The sequence below is a fragment of the Alistipes sp. AF14-19 genome (genome assembly GCF_003461645.1).
Lineage (GTDB): Bacteria > Bacteroidota > Bacteroidia > Bacteroidales > Rikenellaceae > Alistipes > Alistipes shahii.
On sequence record NZ_QTXM01000033.1, the window covers coordinates 1 to 17,655 of the forward strand.

General features: G+C 45.9%; 14 protein-coding genes. 13 read left to right on the top strand and 1 reads right to left on the bottom strand.

Going from position 1 to position 17,655, the window contains the following annotated elements:
• Positions 1 to 69 precede the first annotated feature (69 nt).
• From DWW03_RS16790 to DWW03_RS15860, 13 genes are all read left to right on the top strand, one after another.
• Entirely contained in the window at positions 70 to 393 is a 324-nt protein-coding gene (locus tag DWW03_RS16790) for a hypothetical protein (protein WP_240046689.1), read from the top strand.
• A gap of 103 nt (positions 394 to 496) precedes the next feature.
• Positions 497 to 1,702, top strand: a complete 1,206-nt coding sequence (locus tag DWW03_RS15790; protein ID WP_147344334.1) for a site-specific integrase — start codon at positions 497 to 499, stop codon at positions 1,700 to 1,702.
• 931 nt (positions 1,703 to 2,633) lie between these two features.
• Complete coding sequence (locus DWW03_RS15795; protein WP_022062390.1) at positions 2,634 to 3,191, top strand: UpxY family transcription antiterminator; 558 nt, start codon at positions 2,634 to 2,636, stop codon at positions 3,189 to 3,191.
• A gap of 48 nt (positions 3,192 to 3,239) precedes the next feature.
• Complete coding sequence (locus DWW03_RS15800) at positions 3,240 to 3,623, top strand: hypothetical protein (protein WP_022062391.1); 384 nt, start codon at positions 3,240 to 3,242, stop codon at positions 3,621 to 3,623.
• A 258-nt stretch (positions 3,624 to 3,881) separates the two neighbouring features.
• Positions 3,882 to 5,807: a polysaccharide biosynthesis protein gene (locus DWW03_RS15810; protein ID WP_181989638.1), complete on the top strand. Its 1,926-nt coding sequence runs from the start codon at positions 3,882 to 3,884 to the stop codon at positions 5,805 to 5,807.
• A 110-nt stretch (positions 5,808 to 5,917) separates the two neighbouring features.
• Positions 5,918 to 7,009, top strand: coding sequence for a polysaccharide biosynthesis protein (locus DWW03_RS15815; protein ID WP_022062393.1), 1,092 nt, complete (start codon positions 5,918 to 5,920; stop codon positions 7,007 to 7,009).
• A 3-nt stretch (positions 7,010 to 7,012) separates the two neighbouring features.
• Positions 7,013 to 8,221, top strand: a complete 1,209-nt coding sequence (locus DWW03_RS15820; RefSeq protein WP_022062394.1) for an NAD-dependent epimerase/dehydratase family protein — start codon at positions 7,013 to 7,015, stop codon at positions 8,219 to 8,221.
• A gap of 34 nt (positions 8,222 to 8,255) precedes the next feature.
• A complete protein-coding gene (locus DWW03_RS15825; protein WP_022062395.1) occupies positions 8,256 to 9,446 on the top strand; it encodes a UDP-N-acetyl glucosamine 2-epimerase in 1,191 nt (396 codons plus the stop codon).
• Between the two features lie 152 nt (positions 9,447 to 9,598).
• The gene (locus DWW03_RS15830; protein WP_022062396.1) at positions 9,599 to 10,354 is read left to right on the top strand and encodes a UDP-glucose/GDP-mannose dehydrogenase family central domain protein; all 756 of its coding nucleotides are present in this window, start codon (positions 9,599 to 9,601) and stop codon (positions 10,352 to 10,354) included.
• 210 nt (positions 10,355 to 10,564) lie between these two features.
• A complete protein-coding gene (locus tag DWW03_RS15835) occupies positions 10,565 to 11,575 on the top strand; it encodes a sugar phosphate nucleotidyltransferase (protein WP_022062397.1) in 1,011 nt (336 codons plus the stop codon).
• A gap of 373 nt (positions 11,576 to 11,948) precedes the next feature.
• A complete protein-coding gene (locus tag DWW03_RS17115) occupies positions 11,949 to 12,791 on the top strand; it encodes an acyltransferase (RefSeq protein WP_118407037.1) in 843 nt (280 codons plus the stop codon).
• A gap of 896 nt (positions 12,792 to 13,687) precedes the next feature.
• A complete protein-coding gene (locus DWW03_RS15850; RefSeq protein ID WP_008777670.1) occupies positions 13,688 to 14,749 on the top strand; it encodes an IS5-like element IS1169 family transposase in 1,062 nt (353 codons plus the stop codon).
• 187 nt (positions 14,750 to 14,936) lie between these two features.
• Positions 14,937 to 15,902 carry an extended-spectrum class A beta-lactamase CfxA3 gene (locus DWW03_RS15860; protein WP_004348227.1) on the top strand — a complete coding sequence of 322 codons (966 nt, stop codon included), beginning with the start codon at positions 14,937 to 14,939 and terminating at the stop codon, positions 15,900 to 15,902.
• A 92-nt stretch (positions 15,903 to 15,994) separates the two neighbouring features.
• On the opposite strand, the gene DWW03_RS15865 is transcribed toward DWW03_RS15860, so the two are convergent.
• Positions 15,995 to 17,398 carry a hypothetical protein gene (locus DWW03_RS15865; RefSeq protein WP_004292734.1) on the bottom strand — a complete coding sequence of 468 codons (1,404 nt, stop codon included), beginning with the start codon at positions 17,396 to 17,398 and terminating at the stop codon, positions 15,995 to 15,997.
• Between the last annotated feature and the right edge of the window lie 257 nt (positions 17,399 to 17,655).

Here is a 17,655-nt window from a genome sequence, read left to right on the forward strand (position 1 = left end):
TGTTTATCTTTAATTATCAATCACTGTAAACCTTTTTCAGGACGGGACAGCCCCGAGACGGTTGTAATATTGCACCGGGAACCAACCCGGCCCCGGAAGCCTGAAACTGCGAGTTACAAATACTCTTTCCGGCTCAATGAAGAGCTGAACAGCCGCTTCAACGGGTTGTTCTGCAAAGCCGGATCGGAGCAAAACCGCAGCTGTTTTATCGTCAAACGCATCTTCGGCGAGGAGTTCGTCGTCATTAAACGCACCCTCTCGAAGACACGGTTCGTCGCCCGTTTGAACGACTTTTATTTCCAGTTTCAGAAACCGAAGATACGGTCTTCAATGAATATGCCTGACGGTATTTATACTTCTGCCGTCATGTTAATGACGCTCCTCATACAGTAACCCGCTCTGATAGATTGTTCGGCCGACAGCGTTATCAAAGTCAAATATAGAATTGCACGCTTGCTCGTTACCTTGGCCCGTCAACTTTAACAACAACAAACGTATGGCAACCGTAAAAGTAAAATTCCGGGCCTCGTCCGTTGCGGATCGTGAAGGCCGACTGTTTTATCAGATAATCCATAACCGCGTAACCCGGCAAATCAGCACCGGTTATAAACTGTTTCCGTCGGAATGGGACGGGCTGTATGCGGGAGGGCTTTTATTGAACAGCGAAGACAAGCGACACGCTTATCTTGCGACATTGAAGAGCCGAATTGCGGAAGACAAAGCCCGCTTGGAGTGTCTTGTCGCCCGGTTGGATCGTGCCGGCGAAAGTTACACCGCCGAGGATGTGGTGAAATTGTATCTTACACCCTCGAATCGAGAGGATTTTTTCACTTTTACCCGGATGCTTATTGGACAGTTGAGACAAGTAGGTAAAACGCACACTGCCGAGCGGTATGTGACAGTCATGAATAGTTTCGGACGTTTTCACAGGGAAAACGAGCTACTTTGGGAAGAAGTGGATTCCGACCTAATGGTCGAGTACGAAACTTATCTCAAGTCGAGAGGCGTATGTCCGAATACCTCTTCCTACTACATGCGGGGACTGCGGGCCATTTACAACCGGGCCGTTGAAAAAGGAATGACCGTACAGCGCGAGCCGTTCAAGTATGTTTACACGGGCATAGACAAAACCATTAAACGGGCCGTACCCTTGAAAGTTATTCGTCAGATCCGAGATCTGGACCTGACACTGTTTCCGACGATGGATTTTGCACGCGACATCTTCATGTTTTCATTCTACACCCGGGGGATGTCCTTTATCGACATGGCTTACTTGAAAAAGAAAGATCTGCAAGGCGGAACTCTTTCCTACCGCAGACAGAAGACGGGGCAGCAATTGTTCGTCAAATGGGAGAAACCCATGCAGGAAATCGTCGACAAATACAATACGAACGGGACTCCTTATCTGCTGCCGATAATCCGGGACATGAATGCCGACATTCGCCGGCAGTATAAGAACGCCGCGCATCTGGTAAACGATAAGTTGAAGAAACTGGGCGAGAAATTGGGACTGACCGTTCCCCTGACCAGTTACGTCGCCCGCCACGGATGGGCATCCATCGCCAGGAGCAGAAACATTCCGCTTGCGATTATCAGCGAAGCAATGGGGCACGATTCGGAGAAGACCACGCGGATCTATCTCGCCTCTTTGGACACCACCTCCGTGGACAAGGCGAACAGCCGAATTCTGAAAGCCCTGTAAACATTAAAGGGGCTTACTTTGGGAATAGTATCAAAAATCTCCTTCAAAAGATATATCTCTTGAAGGAGATGCTCTTTTTGTCGAATTGAGCCGTTTGTAGATTCCTTTTTTTGCAGAAGTCGGCTATCGCATATTGATAGTTGGATAAATAAGCTACGAATAAGTCTTCGGAATAAACCGGGGGATTTTAATCGACAAATACAAGTTCTCTTTGCAAGAGAAATAGTACATCGTTACAAAGTTATGAAAAATATGGGATACAGCAATAGAATCCGATGAAAAATAGAATTATCGACCTCTTTCCAGTTCAATAAATGTTAAGCAGATGCAGTGATTTGTTGTGCAAATCCAGGCTTTGGCTGATGTAAGATGTTAATAATAAAATATTTTTCGCTCTGCCATTTCTCTTGCAAAGAGATATATCGTTAATGGGATCCACCAAAGGAAATCGTAAGCAGCCTGTAATCGGTAAGAACGGAGCGGAGCGGCGTTTTCGATGAACGATTCCAACTGATCGGTAGGGAGAGGCGAAAGATAAATTGTTGTGCAACAGACTACTTCTCTCTGTAAGAGAAATATTAACGGATGCAAAGTTATGCAATTTAATGGAAATAACGACCTAAAACAGATGGAATTTTCGTCTGCCGGACTTGCCAAAAGGTTTCTGCCCAACAAATGTTGCTCAAATGAACAGTCTTTTGAGTGTAATTTCCGCTTGTTTCCCAGATCGTTATAACCAATTACATCCATCACTCTTTCTCTTACAGAGAGAAAGAGCGTAAAATAAGTAGAATATTTTTTGCGGATTTGCGGAATAAATGAATGATTATTCCGGCAGAGATAAATATAAACGACTGTAATACATGTCAATATGCAATTTGGCATGAACTAAAGATATGTGCCCTGATTGAAAAAACGGGCATAAGTATGTATGGATATCGCCTCGCCCAATACAGAAGAAGTCACGACCGCCCGCTGGTTCGTCATGCGGGCCTACAAAAGTGAAAAAAGAGCGGAGGAGAAACTCAAAGGTAAAGATGGTTTGGAATATTTTATTCCGAAATGTTATGCCGTAAGAGTCTATCACGGAGTGAAATCGAAACGCCTTGTTCCGGTCATTCCGAATCTCGTATTCGTACATGCCAGCCGCACGCAGATCACTGAATTCAAGAAACGCTACAATTTCCTGCAATTCGTGATGTGGGAGAAAAGTACGGGTTTGGAATATCTTGTTGTTCCAGATGACCAGATGGAGAGTTTTATCAAGGTTTCCTCCCAATACGGAGAAAATATCTCCTACTACAATCCGGATGAACTCGACCTTCGAAAAGGATGCCGGGTGCGCATCCACGGAGGTAAGCTCAATGGAGTAACGGGTGTATTCATGCAGGTGCAGGGCAAAAGAAACCGCCGGGTCGTCGTCCTGCTGGAAGGTGTCATGGCTGTTGCCGCAGAGGTGCATCCCGACTTGATCGAGGTTATTTCCTGATTGCAGGTCATCCGTCAAGCAAAGCAGATACAATCGAATTAGAAAACTATGAACGGCAAACCGAATGTCGAGCCTGCGTGGATGTCATTGAAACGTCTGGTCGAGACCCGTATGATCGAGATACTCCGCAAGGAACAGGACAACAAAAGATACATCCGGCTATACGGGACGGAAGACTATTGGCATGCTTTCGAAGAGTCGGCCTTCCAGTTGGAGCGGCTCTTCCGGAAAGGAGAAACCACCTTGTTCAGCCATAAGGACTATCCTTTTCCGGTGGTGATGGTCAGCATTCCCGACAGCGAGTTGCGGGCTTACATCCAGCAGCATATTCCGGTTTGTGACAAGCACGATTACAAGAAACTGCTGGCGGCAGAATTCTCCGCCGCAGAGTATCGTGCATGGCATGAACACGCGGTGAAAGAGTTTTTGTAATTCTTTACGATTCCCGATGTTCGTATCGTTTTGCGGAAATTGAGGCCAAAGTAGTCACATGCGACCAAGCACACGCCTTGATTGATCCTTGGCTCACGGAAGAATCACTCAAAAAGAGCAAGGCACAGCTGATTCGCCTCTTGGCCGATTTCGACCGTCAGTTTGGCCACGGAGGAGAGGGGGGCATGGATTCGAGATCCGAGCAGGCCGTTTTCGGTCTTCGAATTTCAAACAAATAAAATATTCATACATCAAATCATGTATCGTTTAATTGAAAAACTGCGACTGGATCGTTATATCAGTTCACGGTTGATTTTTGCATTGGACCTGTTGGTTTCGGTCGGGGCCTCTATCATCTCGCTGTTAGTTGCAAGCATTCTTTTGGGTGCTGAAGCCCTTATCTGGAAAACAATCGGCTGGTGGCTCGGAGGATCCGTTGTCTTTTCCTGGATCGCGTTCGTGTTGCTCCAAACCCACAAATCAATCATCCGTCACGCCACCTTGCGGGGTTTGGGCCGTTTGAGTGTCGCCGTTGTTTTCAAGGGAATTGGGATCGCAGTTATATTGGCTTTGGGTGTCGCTGGCCCGACATTTCCAGCGATCTGGATCACTCTGTTGTTTGACATATTGTTGAGCCTTTCAGGACTGGTGATTATGCGCGTTGCCATGGTTGTCGTCTATGACTGGCTCAAAGACAGCCGTCAAAGGCATTGCAAATGCCAGCGGATCCTGATCTACGGAACCGGCGACAAGGGCGTTTCGTTGGTGACCCAACTCCAAAATTCTCAAGAGTATCAGGTCGTCGGTTTCCTGACCTACGGCAAAACACTGAAGAATCATATGCTGGCCGATCTCCCGGTCTACTACTTCGAGACCGAAGAGAATGTCAAGTACCTGCACAACTGCAAGGATATTGACGCCATTCTCTTCGCCCACGTCCATGAGGCTCGCGAAGAGCAGGAGCGCCTAATCCATTATTGTACGGACTGCAACCTCAAGGTGCTGATCGCTCCCTCGATCGACGAGGTGGTCGACGGCAAGGTGCAGCGTCAGGCAATCCGCGAGATCAGGATCGAGGACCTGCTGGGACGTGAAGAGATCAAGATCTCGATGAACGAGATCATCGCCAACTTCCGCGGCAAGACGATCCTGGTTACGGGCGCGGCGGGGTCCATCGGTTCGGAGTTGTGCCGCCAGCTGGCGACGTTCGGAGTCAAGGAACTCGTGCTGTTCGACAACTCCGAGACGCCGATGCACAACATCCGCCTCGAGCTGGAGGACCGCTTCCCCAATCTGAAGTTCATCCCCGTAATCGGCGACGTGCGCATGATCCCGCGTCTGGACTTCGCCTTCCGCACCTACCGCCCGCAGGTGGTCTTCCACGCGGCAGCCTACAAGCACGTGCCGCTGATGGAGGAGAACCCCTGCGAAGCCGTGCTGGCCAACGTCGCCGGTTCGCGTAACGTGGCCGACAAGTGTATCGAATACGACGTCGAGAAGATGGTCATGATCTCGACGGACAAGGCCGTCAACCCGACCAACATCATGGGCTGTACGAAACGTCTGGCCGAGATCTACGTGCAGTCGCTCGGTCTGGCCATCGAAGCCGGCAAGGTGAAGGGCAAAACGAAGTTCGTCACGACGCGTTTCGGCAACGTGCTGGGCTCGAACGGCTCGGTGATCCCGCGCTTCCGCGAGCAGATCGCCAAGGGCGGTCCGGTTACGGTGACGCACCCCGACATCACGCGCTTCTTCATGACGATTCCGGAGGCCTGCCGTCTGGTGATGGAGGCCGCCACGATGTCGACGGGCACCCAGATCTTTGTCTTCGACATGGGTAAGTCAGTGAAGATCGCCCATCTGGCCAAGCGCATGATCGAACTGGCCGGTCTGGAGGTCGACAAGGACATCAAGATCGAATACACGGGATTACGCCCGGGCGAGAAACTCTACGAAGAGGTGCTGTCGAACACGGAGAACACGCTTCCGACATCGCACGACCGCATCCGCATCGCCAAGGTCCGCGAGTACGACTATATCGATGCCCTCAAGGGTGCACAAGAGCTGGAGGAGCTTTCGCGTGCCGTCATCATTCCGGATATGGTTCGCCTGATGAAGAAGATCGTCCCCGAGTTCAAATCCAAGAACTCGCGATTTGAGGAATTCGACAAAGAAACAAAATAGCCCCTCCAAAATAAACTCGAATTGGCGTCTTGTGCGCCGACTTAATGCGGTCTCAAGACTCGGAGCAAAAAACTCTACAGTAAAAAATAATTATAATACATATAGATATTATGAGCATTTTCAAAGACAAAGTCCTGTTAATCACAGGCGGTACGGGAAGTTTCGGCAACGCAGTTCTGCGTCGTTTTCTCGACTCTGACATCCGGGAAATTCGTATCTTCTCCCGCGACGAGAAGAAACAGGATGACATGCGCCACTTCCTTCAGGCTAATCGTCCGGACGTTTCGAACAAAGTAAAATTCTATATTGGAAATGTACGCAACCGTGAGGCTATAGATTTTGCAATGAACGGAGTCGATTATGTCTTCTCGGCGGCCGCACTGAAGCAGGTACCCTCTTGCGAATTCTATCCGATGGAGGCTGTGCGTACGAATGTAGAAGGCACCAACAATGTACTTCTCTCCGCTATAGCTCATGGTGTTAAGAATGTCGTCGTCCTCTCTACGGACAAAGCAGCCTACCCAATCAACGCCATGGGTATCTCCAAGGCCATGATGGAGAAGGTTGCCATTGCCCAGGGGCGTGCACTGGGGCCGGATGCAAAGACCACCATCTGCTGCACCCGCTATGGAAACGTAATGGCCAGCCGTGGTTCCGTGATTCCGCTTTGGGTTGAGCAGATGATAGAGGGCAAGCCGATCACCATCACGGATCCCAACATGACCCGCTTCATGATGACGCTTGATGATGCTGTCGATCTTGTCATGTATGCCTTTGAGCATGGCAACAACGGCGATCTCTTCGTTCAGAAAGCCCCGGCCGCAACCCTCGACGTGCTTGCAGAGGCCCTCAAGCAGGTTTACGCCAAGGTGAATCCCAAATACGGAGAGACCGAGGTGAAAATCATCGGCACCCGTCACGGTGAGAAACTCTATGAAACGCTTGTTACGCGTGAAGAGATGCTTCGTTCGGAAGATTGCGGCAACTACTTCCGCATTCCCTGCGACGCCCGTGACCTGAACTACGACAAATTCTTCACGGAAGGCGACGATGCCATCAGCCGCATGGAGGACTATCACAGCCACAACACCAAGCGACTCGATGTCGAAGGCATGAAGGCGCTGCTCCTCAAGCTCAATTTCATCCGCGAAGACCTCGGTCTGCAGCCCAAAGCAAAGTCCCGCGACTATAGAAGCGAATAACAGATGAAAATTCTGGTAACCGGAGCAAAGGGTTTCGTTGGTCGGAACCTTTGCTCCCAACTTAATAACATCAAAACAGGCAAGGCCAAGTACTACGGAGACCTTCAGATCGATGAGGTCTTTGAGTATGACCTGGACAGCACCATGGAGCAGCTGGATGCCTGGTGCTCCGAATGCGATTTTGTATTCAACCTTGCGGGTGTGAACCGGCCTCAGAACCCCGAAGAGTTCATGACCGGCAACTTCGGCTTTGCCTCAACGCTTCTGGACACGCTGAAGAAGCATGGGAACAAGGCCCCAGTCATGCTCTCGAGTTCGGCCCAGGCCTCTCTTACCGGTCGTTTCGGCAACAGCGAATACGGGCGCAGCAAGAAGGCGGGCGAAGATCTCTTCCTCCAATATGGCGAGGAAAACGGCGTAAAAGTTCTTGTTTACCGGTTCCCCAATCTCTACGGGAAATGGTGCCGCCCCAACTACAACAGCGCCATCGCCACGTTCTGCAACAACATCGCCAACGAGCTGCCCATCACGGTCAACGATCCAAAAGTGGAGCTCGAGGTCCTTTACATCGACGACCTTGTTGAAGAGATGATCGCCGCGCTGAAAGGCCAGGAGCACCACTGCGAGTTCGAAGGACTGACCGTATTGCCCTCGGCTGAAGGACGTTACTGCTACTGCCCCGTCACTCACAAGGCTACGCTGGGCGAAATCGTCGACCTTCTGCACCAGTTCCACGACATGCCGAAGACGCTGATGATCCCCGAGATTCCGGCCGACAGCTTTGCCAAGAGACTCTACAGCACCTATCTGAGCTACCTTCCCAAGGACAAGGCCATTTTTGACCTGAAGATGAACTGCGACGACCGTGGCTCCTTTACCGAGCTGGTTCGCACACTCAACTGCGGACAGGTAAGTATCAATATCAGCAAACCGGGTATCACCAAAGGTCAGCACTGGCACCACACCAAATGGGAGCAGTTCATCGTTGTTTCCGGCCACGGCCTGATCCAGCAGCGGAAAGAGGGTACGGACGAGGTCATCGAGTTCGAAGTCTCGGGCGACAAGATTCAGAGCGTCATCATGCTGCCCGGATATACGCACAACATCATAAACCTCTCCAAGATTCAGGATCTTGTAACTGTCATGTACTGCAACGAGGTTTTCAACCCGGAGCGGCCGGATACTTTCTTCGACCCCGTAGCAAGCGAATAAAAGCCGCAAGATGGCTGAATAATCAAAACGATCTATGGAAACTAAAACTCCGAAATTCGATTACAGTGACATTCACTGGCAAAATAACGGCAAAATCAAACTCTGCATCATCGTCGGCACCCGTCCGGAGATCATCCGGCTTGCTGCTGTCATCTCCAAATGCCGCAAATATTTCGATGTGATTCTGGCCCATACCGGACAGAACTACGACTACAACCTCAACGGTATCTTCTTCCGCGACCTGAAACTCGCCGAACCGGAGGTCTACATGGATGCAGTCGGAGATGACCTCGGTGCGACCTGCGGCAACATCATCAACTGCAGCTACAAGCTTTTCGCTGCAACCAAACCGGATGCCGTACTCGTTCTTGGCGACACCAACAGTTGTTTGAGTGTCATCGGGGCAAAACGGCTCCACATTCCGATTTTCCACATGGAGGCCGGCAACCGCTGCAAAGACGAATGCCTTCCGGAGGAGACGAACCGCCGTATCGTGGACATCATCTCGGACGTCAATCTCGCCTACTCCGAGCATGCAAGAAGATACCTTGCTGAATGCGGACTTCCCCGTGAGCGTACATACGTCACCGGTTCACCCATGGCCGAGGTGCTCCATCAGAACCTTACCGAGATCGAGGCATCCGATGTACACGAGAGACTCGGACTCAAGAAGGGGCACTACATCCTGTTGAGCGCTCACCGCGAAGAGAACATCGACACGGAGAAGAATTTCTTCAGCCTTTTCAATGCGATCAACGCAATGGCCGAAAAGTATGACATGCCGATTCTCTACAGCTGCCATCCCCGGAGCCGTCACCGCCTTGAGGCTACAGGGTTCAAGCTTGATCCGCGAGTACAGGTCCAGCAGCCGCTCGGATTCCACGACTACAATTGCCTTCAGATGAACGCATTCGCTGTCGTTTCCGATTCCGGCACCCTTCCCGAGGAGAGTTCTTTCTTCACCAGCGTAGGACATCCTTTTCCGGCAGTTTGCATCCGTACCTCGACCGAACGTCCCGAGTCTCTCGACAAGGCAGGCTTTATTCTCTCCGGCATCGACACCAAAGGACTTCTCCAATCCGTCGACACTGCAGTAGAACTTGTCAAGAACGGCGACTACGGCACCCCGGTTCCTGACTACACGGATGAAAATGTCTCCACCAAGGTGGTGAAAATCATCCAGAGCTACGTTGGCGTAGTGAACAAGATGGTGTGGAGGAAATGACACTGCAAAACACAATCTTACAGATGTCTATAGAGATGAGTACAATATAATCATAGGATATAGGCAAACCTCACAGATTGCTCTCTTGCTACAAGATAGTAGGACTTTATCCATAAACCAAGATCCACAAACAATAATAAAAAATCACAACTATGATCAACGTTGGAATTATCGGATGCGGCTTCGTTGGCGGAGCCCTGAAAGATTGGTTGGAACACAATAATCCTGAATGTAAATTATTCATCAGCGATCCAGCCAAGGGATACCATGATGACATGAAAGACATAGACATTGCGTTTCTGCAGATTCATGTCCGTACTGAGGACGATGGAACACAAGACCTCTCCCTCATGAAAGAACTCATCTCTGCGCTCCCGGACGTACCAGTCTTCGTGCGTACCACTATCCTTCCAGGTAGTAGTGAACTGCTCTCAAAGGAAACAGGTCATCACGTACACTACATGCCAGAGTTCCTTACCGAACGCACTCACATCGAGGACTTCAAAAAACAGACCATGGTCTTCACTGGAGCTTTAGAGCTCTTAACAAAGATTTTCATAGGTAAGAAGTTTACCGTTATGACCCCTCTTGAGGCAGAACTCACGAAATATATGCACAATGTGTTTGGAGCATACAAAGTGACCTACTTTAACGCTTGTCGTGAATACTGTGAGAAAATGGGTGCCGATTGGCGTACAGTTCATACCGGCGTACTCCTTTCTGGGTACATCAACGACACACACACCTATGTTCCCGGTCCTGATGGTAAGTTCGGCTACGGAGGCAAATGTTTCCCTAAAGATGTTAATGCATTCGCAAAGATGACCCAAGGGACCCCTCTCGGTGTTCTTCTTGCACCTCTCCATGAACTCAACGTACACTTCCGAGGTGAAGAGGAAATAATTTAGGCAATATGGCTAAGTGCGTGCACAGGTGGGCGAAAGTCAGAGTTCAATACTCTCACGCACTTCAAAATAAATACAATATGATTAATTAAAAATCTCGCAGAAAATCTTTCAAATTCTTAGGGCTCTTACTTTAACTATCATAGTGTAAATATATTCTTTGTAAGAATAAAAAACACCCAATCAACATTAAACGAATGCCCAATTTAATATATGCAATTAGTATTACTCTCCGGCGGCAGCGGCAAGCGGCTATGGCCTCTTTCAGACAATGTTCGTAGCAAACAATTCTTACCTCTTATTGAGAAGGAGGACGGTACTATGGAATCTATGGTTCAACGAGTAGTGCGACAGGCAAAGGAAATAATGCAAATCAATGCAATCACCATAGCAACAAACGCCAGTCAAATTGATATCATCACCCAGCAATTAGGTGATACAATCTCAATAGTAACCGAACCAGAACGTCGTGACACCTTTCCGGCAGTTGCCCTCGCTACAAGCTACCTCAAATTCTCTAAAGGCTGTAATAACGATGAGGTAATAGTCATCATGCCATGTGATCCTTATACAGATGCAGGTTATTTCCGAGCTATCGCCAAGATGATTGAGTGCGTAGAGCAAAATGTCGCAGATTTGGTATTGATGGGAATAAAGCCTACATACCCAAGCGAAAAATATGGTTATATAATCCCACAAGAGGAAGTTATAGAAGAATCAAAGGAATTTCTAAAGGTATCGAGATTTACAGAGAAACCATCTACCAAAGTTGTCAAGGAACTCCTCAAGCAAAACGCTCTTTGGAATGGTGGAGTTTTCGCCTTCCGCCTTGGCTACATGATGGATATAATTCACAAGCACATTCAAAGTAACTGTTTTGAAGACATAAGAAACCGCTATCAAGAATTTCCCAAAATATCATTTGATTACGAAGTAGCCGAGAAAGCTCAAGACATTGCTGTCGTTCCTTTTTCTGGTCAGTGGAAAGACCTTGGAACATGGAACTCTCTCTCCGAAGAACTCAAACACCACATTATTGGCAATGCCATCATGGGCCCACATTGTGAGAATACACATATCATTAACGAGCTTCAGTGCCCCATCTACGTTGAAGGGATCAAGGATGTTGTTGTTGCAGCAAGCCCCAATGGAATCCTAGTGTGCAGTAAAGAATATTCGGAAGAAATCAAAAAAACGGCAGAAAACCTAACTAGCTACGTATAAAGAACGTCTCTAGAACATCGTGTGCTTGATGACTCTATCTACAAAAATAAGTAGCATCAACTCACCAAGAGTATCGCTCTAAAACCAGGCAAGGCCATTTCTTATCAAATTTACCACCACTACCTTAAGTAACGTCTGGACATTTAGCGAAGTGCAGACTTTTTCGTAATAAACGGTAAAGCACAAAAAAAGCAGGCGACTTGATTGTTATTCCCGCTGAACATTTTCATGCCATAAAGGGTTTTACTCTCACCCTTTTATTGAGGTACAGAATGGCAATCCGCTTATTGGAGAGGAGGATATTGAGCAAATTGATATTAGAACTAGAAAGAATGAGATGAAAAGATTACGTTAAATCATTATACAAAATTAAATGGAAAGAAAAAAAGAAATATTTATAGAAATCCTTAGGTTATTAGCCTGCATCCTTGTTATACTTTATCACTCTCGCTATCAGATTTATGAGTTCATTTCAGGGGGGGGGAAAGTCAGTATTTTGGGCAATTATTGCCTTAATGCTTGTTTCGTCATAGGCCGGTTGGCCGTACCATTGTTTTTTATTATCAGCGGTTATTTTTCTTTTCCCATAAAAGACAACACTTTTACATTCTTCAAAAAACGACTTACAAGAATAATTTACCCATTAATTATCTGGCTTGTGATATACACACTGTGTTTTAGCAGCCCAAAATCAATGATATATGATTTGGCTCATGCAACTCAAGCTCCTCATTTATGGTACTTATATGCACTCATTGGTATTACTTTACTAATTCCAATGGGATCTAGTTTTATAAGTAATGCCACAAAGCAAGAGCTCCAACTATATATACTAATCTGGTCCTTGACTTTAATATTTAATGGAAATTTCTTTGATGAGTTCCTTACATTTAAAACCGACCACAACGGTATGTTGTTTACAAACCCCATTACGGCACTCATAAGTTTCTATGGATATTTCGGATATATATTAGTTGGCGCATATCTTCGCAGGTTTGAAGTAGGTAAGTTATTTCCTATTATTCTGATGTGCTCTGGTTGTATACTCGTATTGATACTTTTAGCTTTTGGCATCTCGATGGATAAGATTATAGCATACTGCTCTATCTCGAATTTGTTCATCAGCGTCTCAATTTTTATTCTAACAAAAAGACTATTTGAGAAACTTACAATAAATGTATTTACAACCGATTATTACTCAATATTTTATAGATAATAAGTCAGAAATATGGTTGTTATTTTTAATTGCACATTCTAAAAGGTGAAGATTTAACGCTTTTATTGATTATTAACTCAAAAAGGACATCAACTTGGGTCGTTTCTTCTCTTTTCCTTGCTATTCGTTTCCGATATTCCACTTTTGTTTTGGTCTATCTCATATGTACTGCAAAGGTATTGATTTTTGTTTGATATTGCTCCTTGCTTGCTCCTTGTCGTAGATTAATTTTCACACAGGAATTTTTGTTCTCTTTCTATAGGGGCTTGAAACAATCCATTTATTGGAAACAATTAAAGACGGAGCTGGTTTGCCCCAGTGCTTTTTAAGAAACAGGGCAATTATTTTATCTCCACAAAGGCTCTTGTTCCCAATTATGAGGAAAGCCTAATAAACGAGTTCTTACTGATGGGTATTTCGATAAAAGCTGCTTGAAATCTGCAACAAAAGTGTTGCCCATAGAAATGGAGTTAAGCCAATACACCACATAGCAGAGTTGCGGATAAAGTGTTTGTTCACGGAACGAGAAATCCGTAATCCATGTGTTTGGCATACGCATAGGCATCATTGGCTTGACAGGAAAGACCCGATTTGACAGTCTTGAATGATGGGCGCAGCAATTACGAAGTACGGGTCTGGGTACGGATTAAAAGGCTAAGTGATTATTTCCAGTCATTTAGCCTTTTTAATTATCTAATTTTTCCCCACATTTTCCCCACAGCTGTCTATTTATATATTTTAGAAACATATTTTTCCGTAAAGTTATGTACCTTTGTCGGCAAATAAAGATATTCTCGTCAAACAAATATAAGAGGAGTTCTATAAATTAAAATATTGTAGTACAGTTGTTTATATGGTTCCAAGAGCGTAAATTTGCAGAAAATAAGAATTTTATAATGAACAAGTTATCCCGATACCGTAAGCTTCGTTATAATCAACTATTTGAGTCAGAGAATCGTGAATTGCGTTTGAATGAAATGGGCAATCCTCTTGAAGTGTTGTCTCAGTATGTTGATTTTGAGATCTTTCGTCCTACTCTTGAATCAGCCCTTTTTACCGGAGAGCGCAAAAGTAATGCCGGTCGTCCGCCGATAGACTGTGTGCTGATGTTCAAGGTCTTGTTTCTTCAGCGTTATTATGGTTTGAGTGACCATCAGATAGAGTATCAGATAGTTGACCGTACGAGTTTCCGCAAGTTTCTTGGTATTGAATGTGTTGACGATGTTCCTGACGAGAAGACGGTGTGGAAGTATCGCGAACTCCTGACAAATACAGGCGTTTATGACAAGCTTTTTTCGGAATTTCATAGTTTCATGGAAAGTAAGGGTCTGCAATTCAATGAGGGTCGCATCATTGATGCCAGTTTTGTTATTGCCCCTCGCCAACGTAACACCCGTGATGAAAATGAGCAGATAAAACAGGGAGCGGGTGATAAGTTGTGGAATGACAATCCCCACAAGAAGTGCCACAAGGATGTAGATGCCCGCTGGACAAAGAAGCGTGATGAGACTTTTTACGGCTACAAGCAGCATACTAAAGTTGAGAAACGCAATAAGATCATACTTTCTTATGATACCACGTCGGCAGAAGTGCATGATTCCAAAGGCTTTGAAGGACTGCTGGATGAAAAAGACGAAGGCAAGGACTTGTATTTGGACGCCGGTTATGTCGGACAAGAGGAGATTGTAAAGCAGCATAAGATGAATCCGATAATTTGCGAAAAGGGCTACCGTAACCGTCCGCTTACCAAGGAGCAGAAATCAGACAATAGGAAAAAATCCAAGACACGTTGCCTTGTCGAGCATGTATTCGGGTTTGAGGAACAAACCATGCGTGGACTTGTGGTGCGTACAGTAGGGCTTATTCGTGCTAAAGCCAATGTAGCATTCACCAGTCTTGTGTATAACATCAGTCGTTACACGCAAATAATCAGGCTGAAACCTGAGTTGTTGGGGTGAATTATGCCTGCACATCCAATTTTTACAACAAACACAAGTTAATTATTGTAAAAATCGGGGGGGGGGGGTAGAAAATATTCGCTAAATTTGCAAGACTAAAGCTCACAAATTGGGCAGTTAAAGAGTTCTGCTGTCTGATACAAGAGGATAAATTGAATTGATAGAACTCACCATAAATAATATAAACATGGAAAAAAACAGAAAAAAACAAATCGTAGTTTTGAGTATAGCTTTAGTTTGCATTTTCATCTTGGTATTTTCATTGTTCCATAAATCAGCGACAAAAGATAGCGCAAATCCTCCTTTAACAAATGTTTTGACTGATAGCATTTCTCAAATTGTCTCAGCTTGTCCTGGCGAAATTGGTGTGGCGGTTATTGTTAATAACAGAGATACGGTTAAGGTCAATAATAAGAGTGTTTATCCTATGATGAGTGTGTTTAAGGTTCATCAGGCATTAGCTCTTTGTAATGACTTTGACAATAAAGGAATTTCACTTGATACCTTAGTAAATATAAATAGGGATAAACTTGACCCAAAGACTTGGAGTCCTATGCTGAAAGATTATTCAGGGCCAGTCATATCATTGACAGTGAGAGATTTGCTGCGTTATACTCTTACTCAGAGTGACAACAATGCAAGCAACCTTATGTTTAAGGATATGGTTAATGTCGCTCAAACAGATAGTTTTATAGCCACACTCATTCCTCGTTCAAGTTTTCAGATAGCTTATACGGAAGAGGAAATGTCGGCTGACCATAACAAGGCTTACTCTAACTATACATCTCCTCTTGGTGCTGCAATGTTGATGAATCGTTTGTTTACTGAAGGTCTTATCGATGATGAGAAACAAAGTTTCATTAAGAATACGTTAAAAGAATGCAAAACAGGTGTAGATAGGATAGCAGCTCCACTTCTTGATAAAGAAGGGGTTGTTATAGCGCATAAGACAGGTTCAGGTGATGTTAATGAAAATGGTGTTCTTGCAGCTCACAATGATGTTGCCTATATATGTCTGCCTAATAATATCAGTTATACCTTAGCGGTATTTGTTAAGGATTTCAAGGGAAATGAATCACAAGCGTCACAATATGTTGCGCATATATCAGCTGTAGTATATTCTTTATTAATGCAAACTTCAGTAAAATCTTAAACTGCACTTGCTTTGATAATTAATGATAAACAATCTAAAAGCACTCTAATCGTTATCGGAGTGCTTTTAGATTACTAATCAAATTGCTTCTATTATAATTTGAATCCTCTACTTTTTCTTTCTTCCTGTTGCGGCACTCTTGCTCCATATCTAAGCCTGTGCCATTGCTCCCTGAACCAGTCGGCAATCGGCTTCCTGTTTATTGTCAGGTTCAGCCTGCTTTCATCGTCAGGGTCATTTTCCACCCTTAAAATATCATCCTTTATATCAAAGTTCCGCCTGTGTTGCTCGGAATAGATTTTACCGCTACATTTCAGGGCTTCTTTTTTGACTATAAGACTTTCAGTCATTTCTTTAGAGAATCCCAGCATGGCACAAAACTTTTCCATGCGCAGCATTTCCCTGAACATCGGAAACCACCTGAAAGCCTTGTCTATGATTCTGGCGAGCCGTGACAGTTCTTTTTCTTTCATGTCAAGTTCCTGCCTGTGCATTTCTCTGAGATTGTGGATTTGCGTATCATGCTGTTTCTGCATCTGCTGTACTTGGCTCTGCAATTTTTCAATATTGGTGTTCCGTTTTGAAACCTCGTCTTGCAGTTTTTCGTTGGCACGTTCCAGTTCTTTCAGTTTTCCACTCCCGAAAAGAGAAGCAACTCCACTAGTTATGGCTGTCGCTGCCGTGGTGGCTGTCTTCTTTAACTTGTCAGTGCGTATTTCTGATTTCACCTGTTTCAGTTCCTGCTCGGCAAGATTTATCTGTTCTTCTTTGTGCCGTTTGGCTGCATCCATGCGTTGCAGTTCAGCTTTCTGCTTCTCAATGATAAAGTCGTTCCGTTCCAGATGCTCCTTACCAGTGACAGCCTTTGACTGCCCGCGTTCCATCAGCAGGATGTCGGATGCAAGGGTCTGCATCTGCATCATGTCATCGTCATTGAGCTTTCGGCTCTTTCCTGTTTCGTGGTTCATCCAGTCGAAAACGATATGGGCATGATAGTTCGGCTTGAACCATCTGTCCCCGACTTTGAAGCTTTCCCTGTCTTCCGCTTCCGGCTGACCGTTCAGCCAATGCCCTTCATCCTTGTGCAGGAAGATTTGCAGCGGTGTGATTCCCCAGCGTCTTTGACACTCCTCACCGAATTTACGCACGTCTGCCAGTGTGGTGTCCGACCTGACAAGCAGCACTCCTTCACGTATGGGGGAGCATCCCGCAATCTTGACTATTTTACCGTTCTTGCCTTTGCGTTCACGCTCCTTTTCCTGCATGGCACGTCCGGTCTTTTCCTTTACCATCTGTCTGATATTGTCATAATGCATCCGCAAATCCGGACTGCCGAAGTCGGGATTTATCCACTGTTCGTTATCGGTGGATAGTTCAGGAACGACATAGATTCTGGACTCTCCGATGTGGCGCATGTATTCGGCAGTCCTCCTGTTGTGAGCCTCGCTCGATGCGATGTTGCAGGGCTTGATATGTATGCTTGATTTTGTTGCCATAGATACTTGTTTTTTGGTTTGTACTTTATTGTTTGCTTTTCCGCTGTCCGTAAACGCATGGGGTTCTTAGGGGTGCAACCCATAAGCGGAGATTGCAAAGAGAGGGTCACTCTTTGCTCTGGGTTCTCAGGGGAGAAACGCCCTGAGTGGGTCATTAGGGTAAAACCCTAATCCCCTCGGGAGAGCCCACAACTACGTAAGCGGAGCGTGTAGTTATAGTGGGCTATATCAATGGCAAGCCATTGTCTGCAAACTCC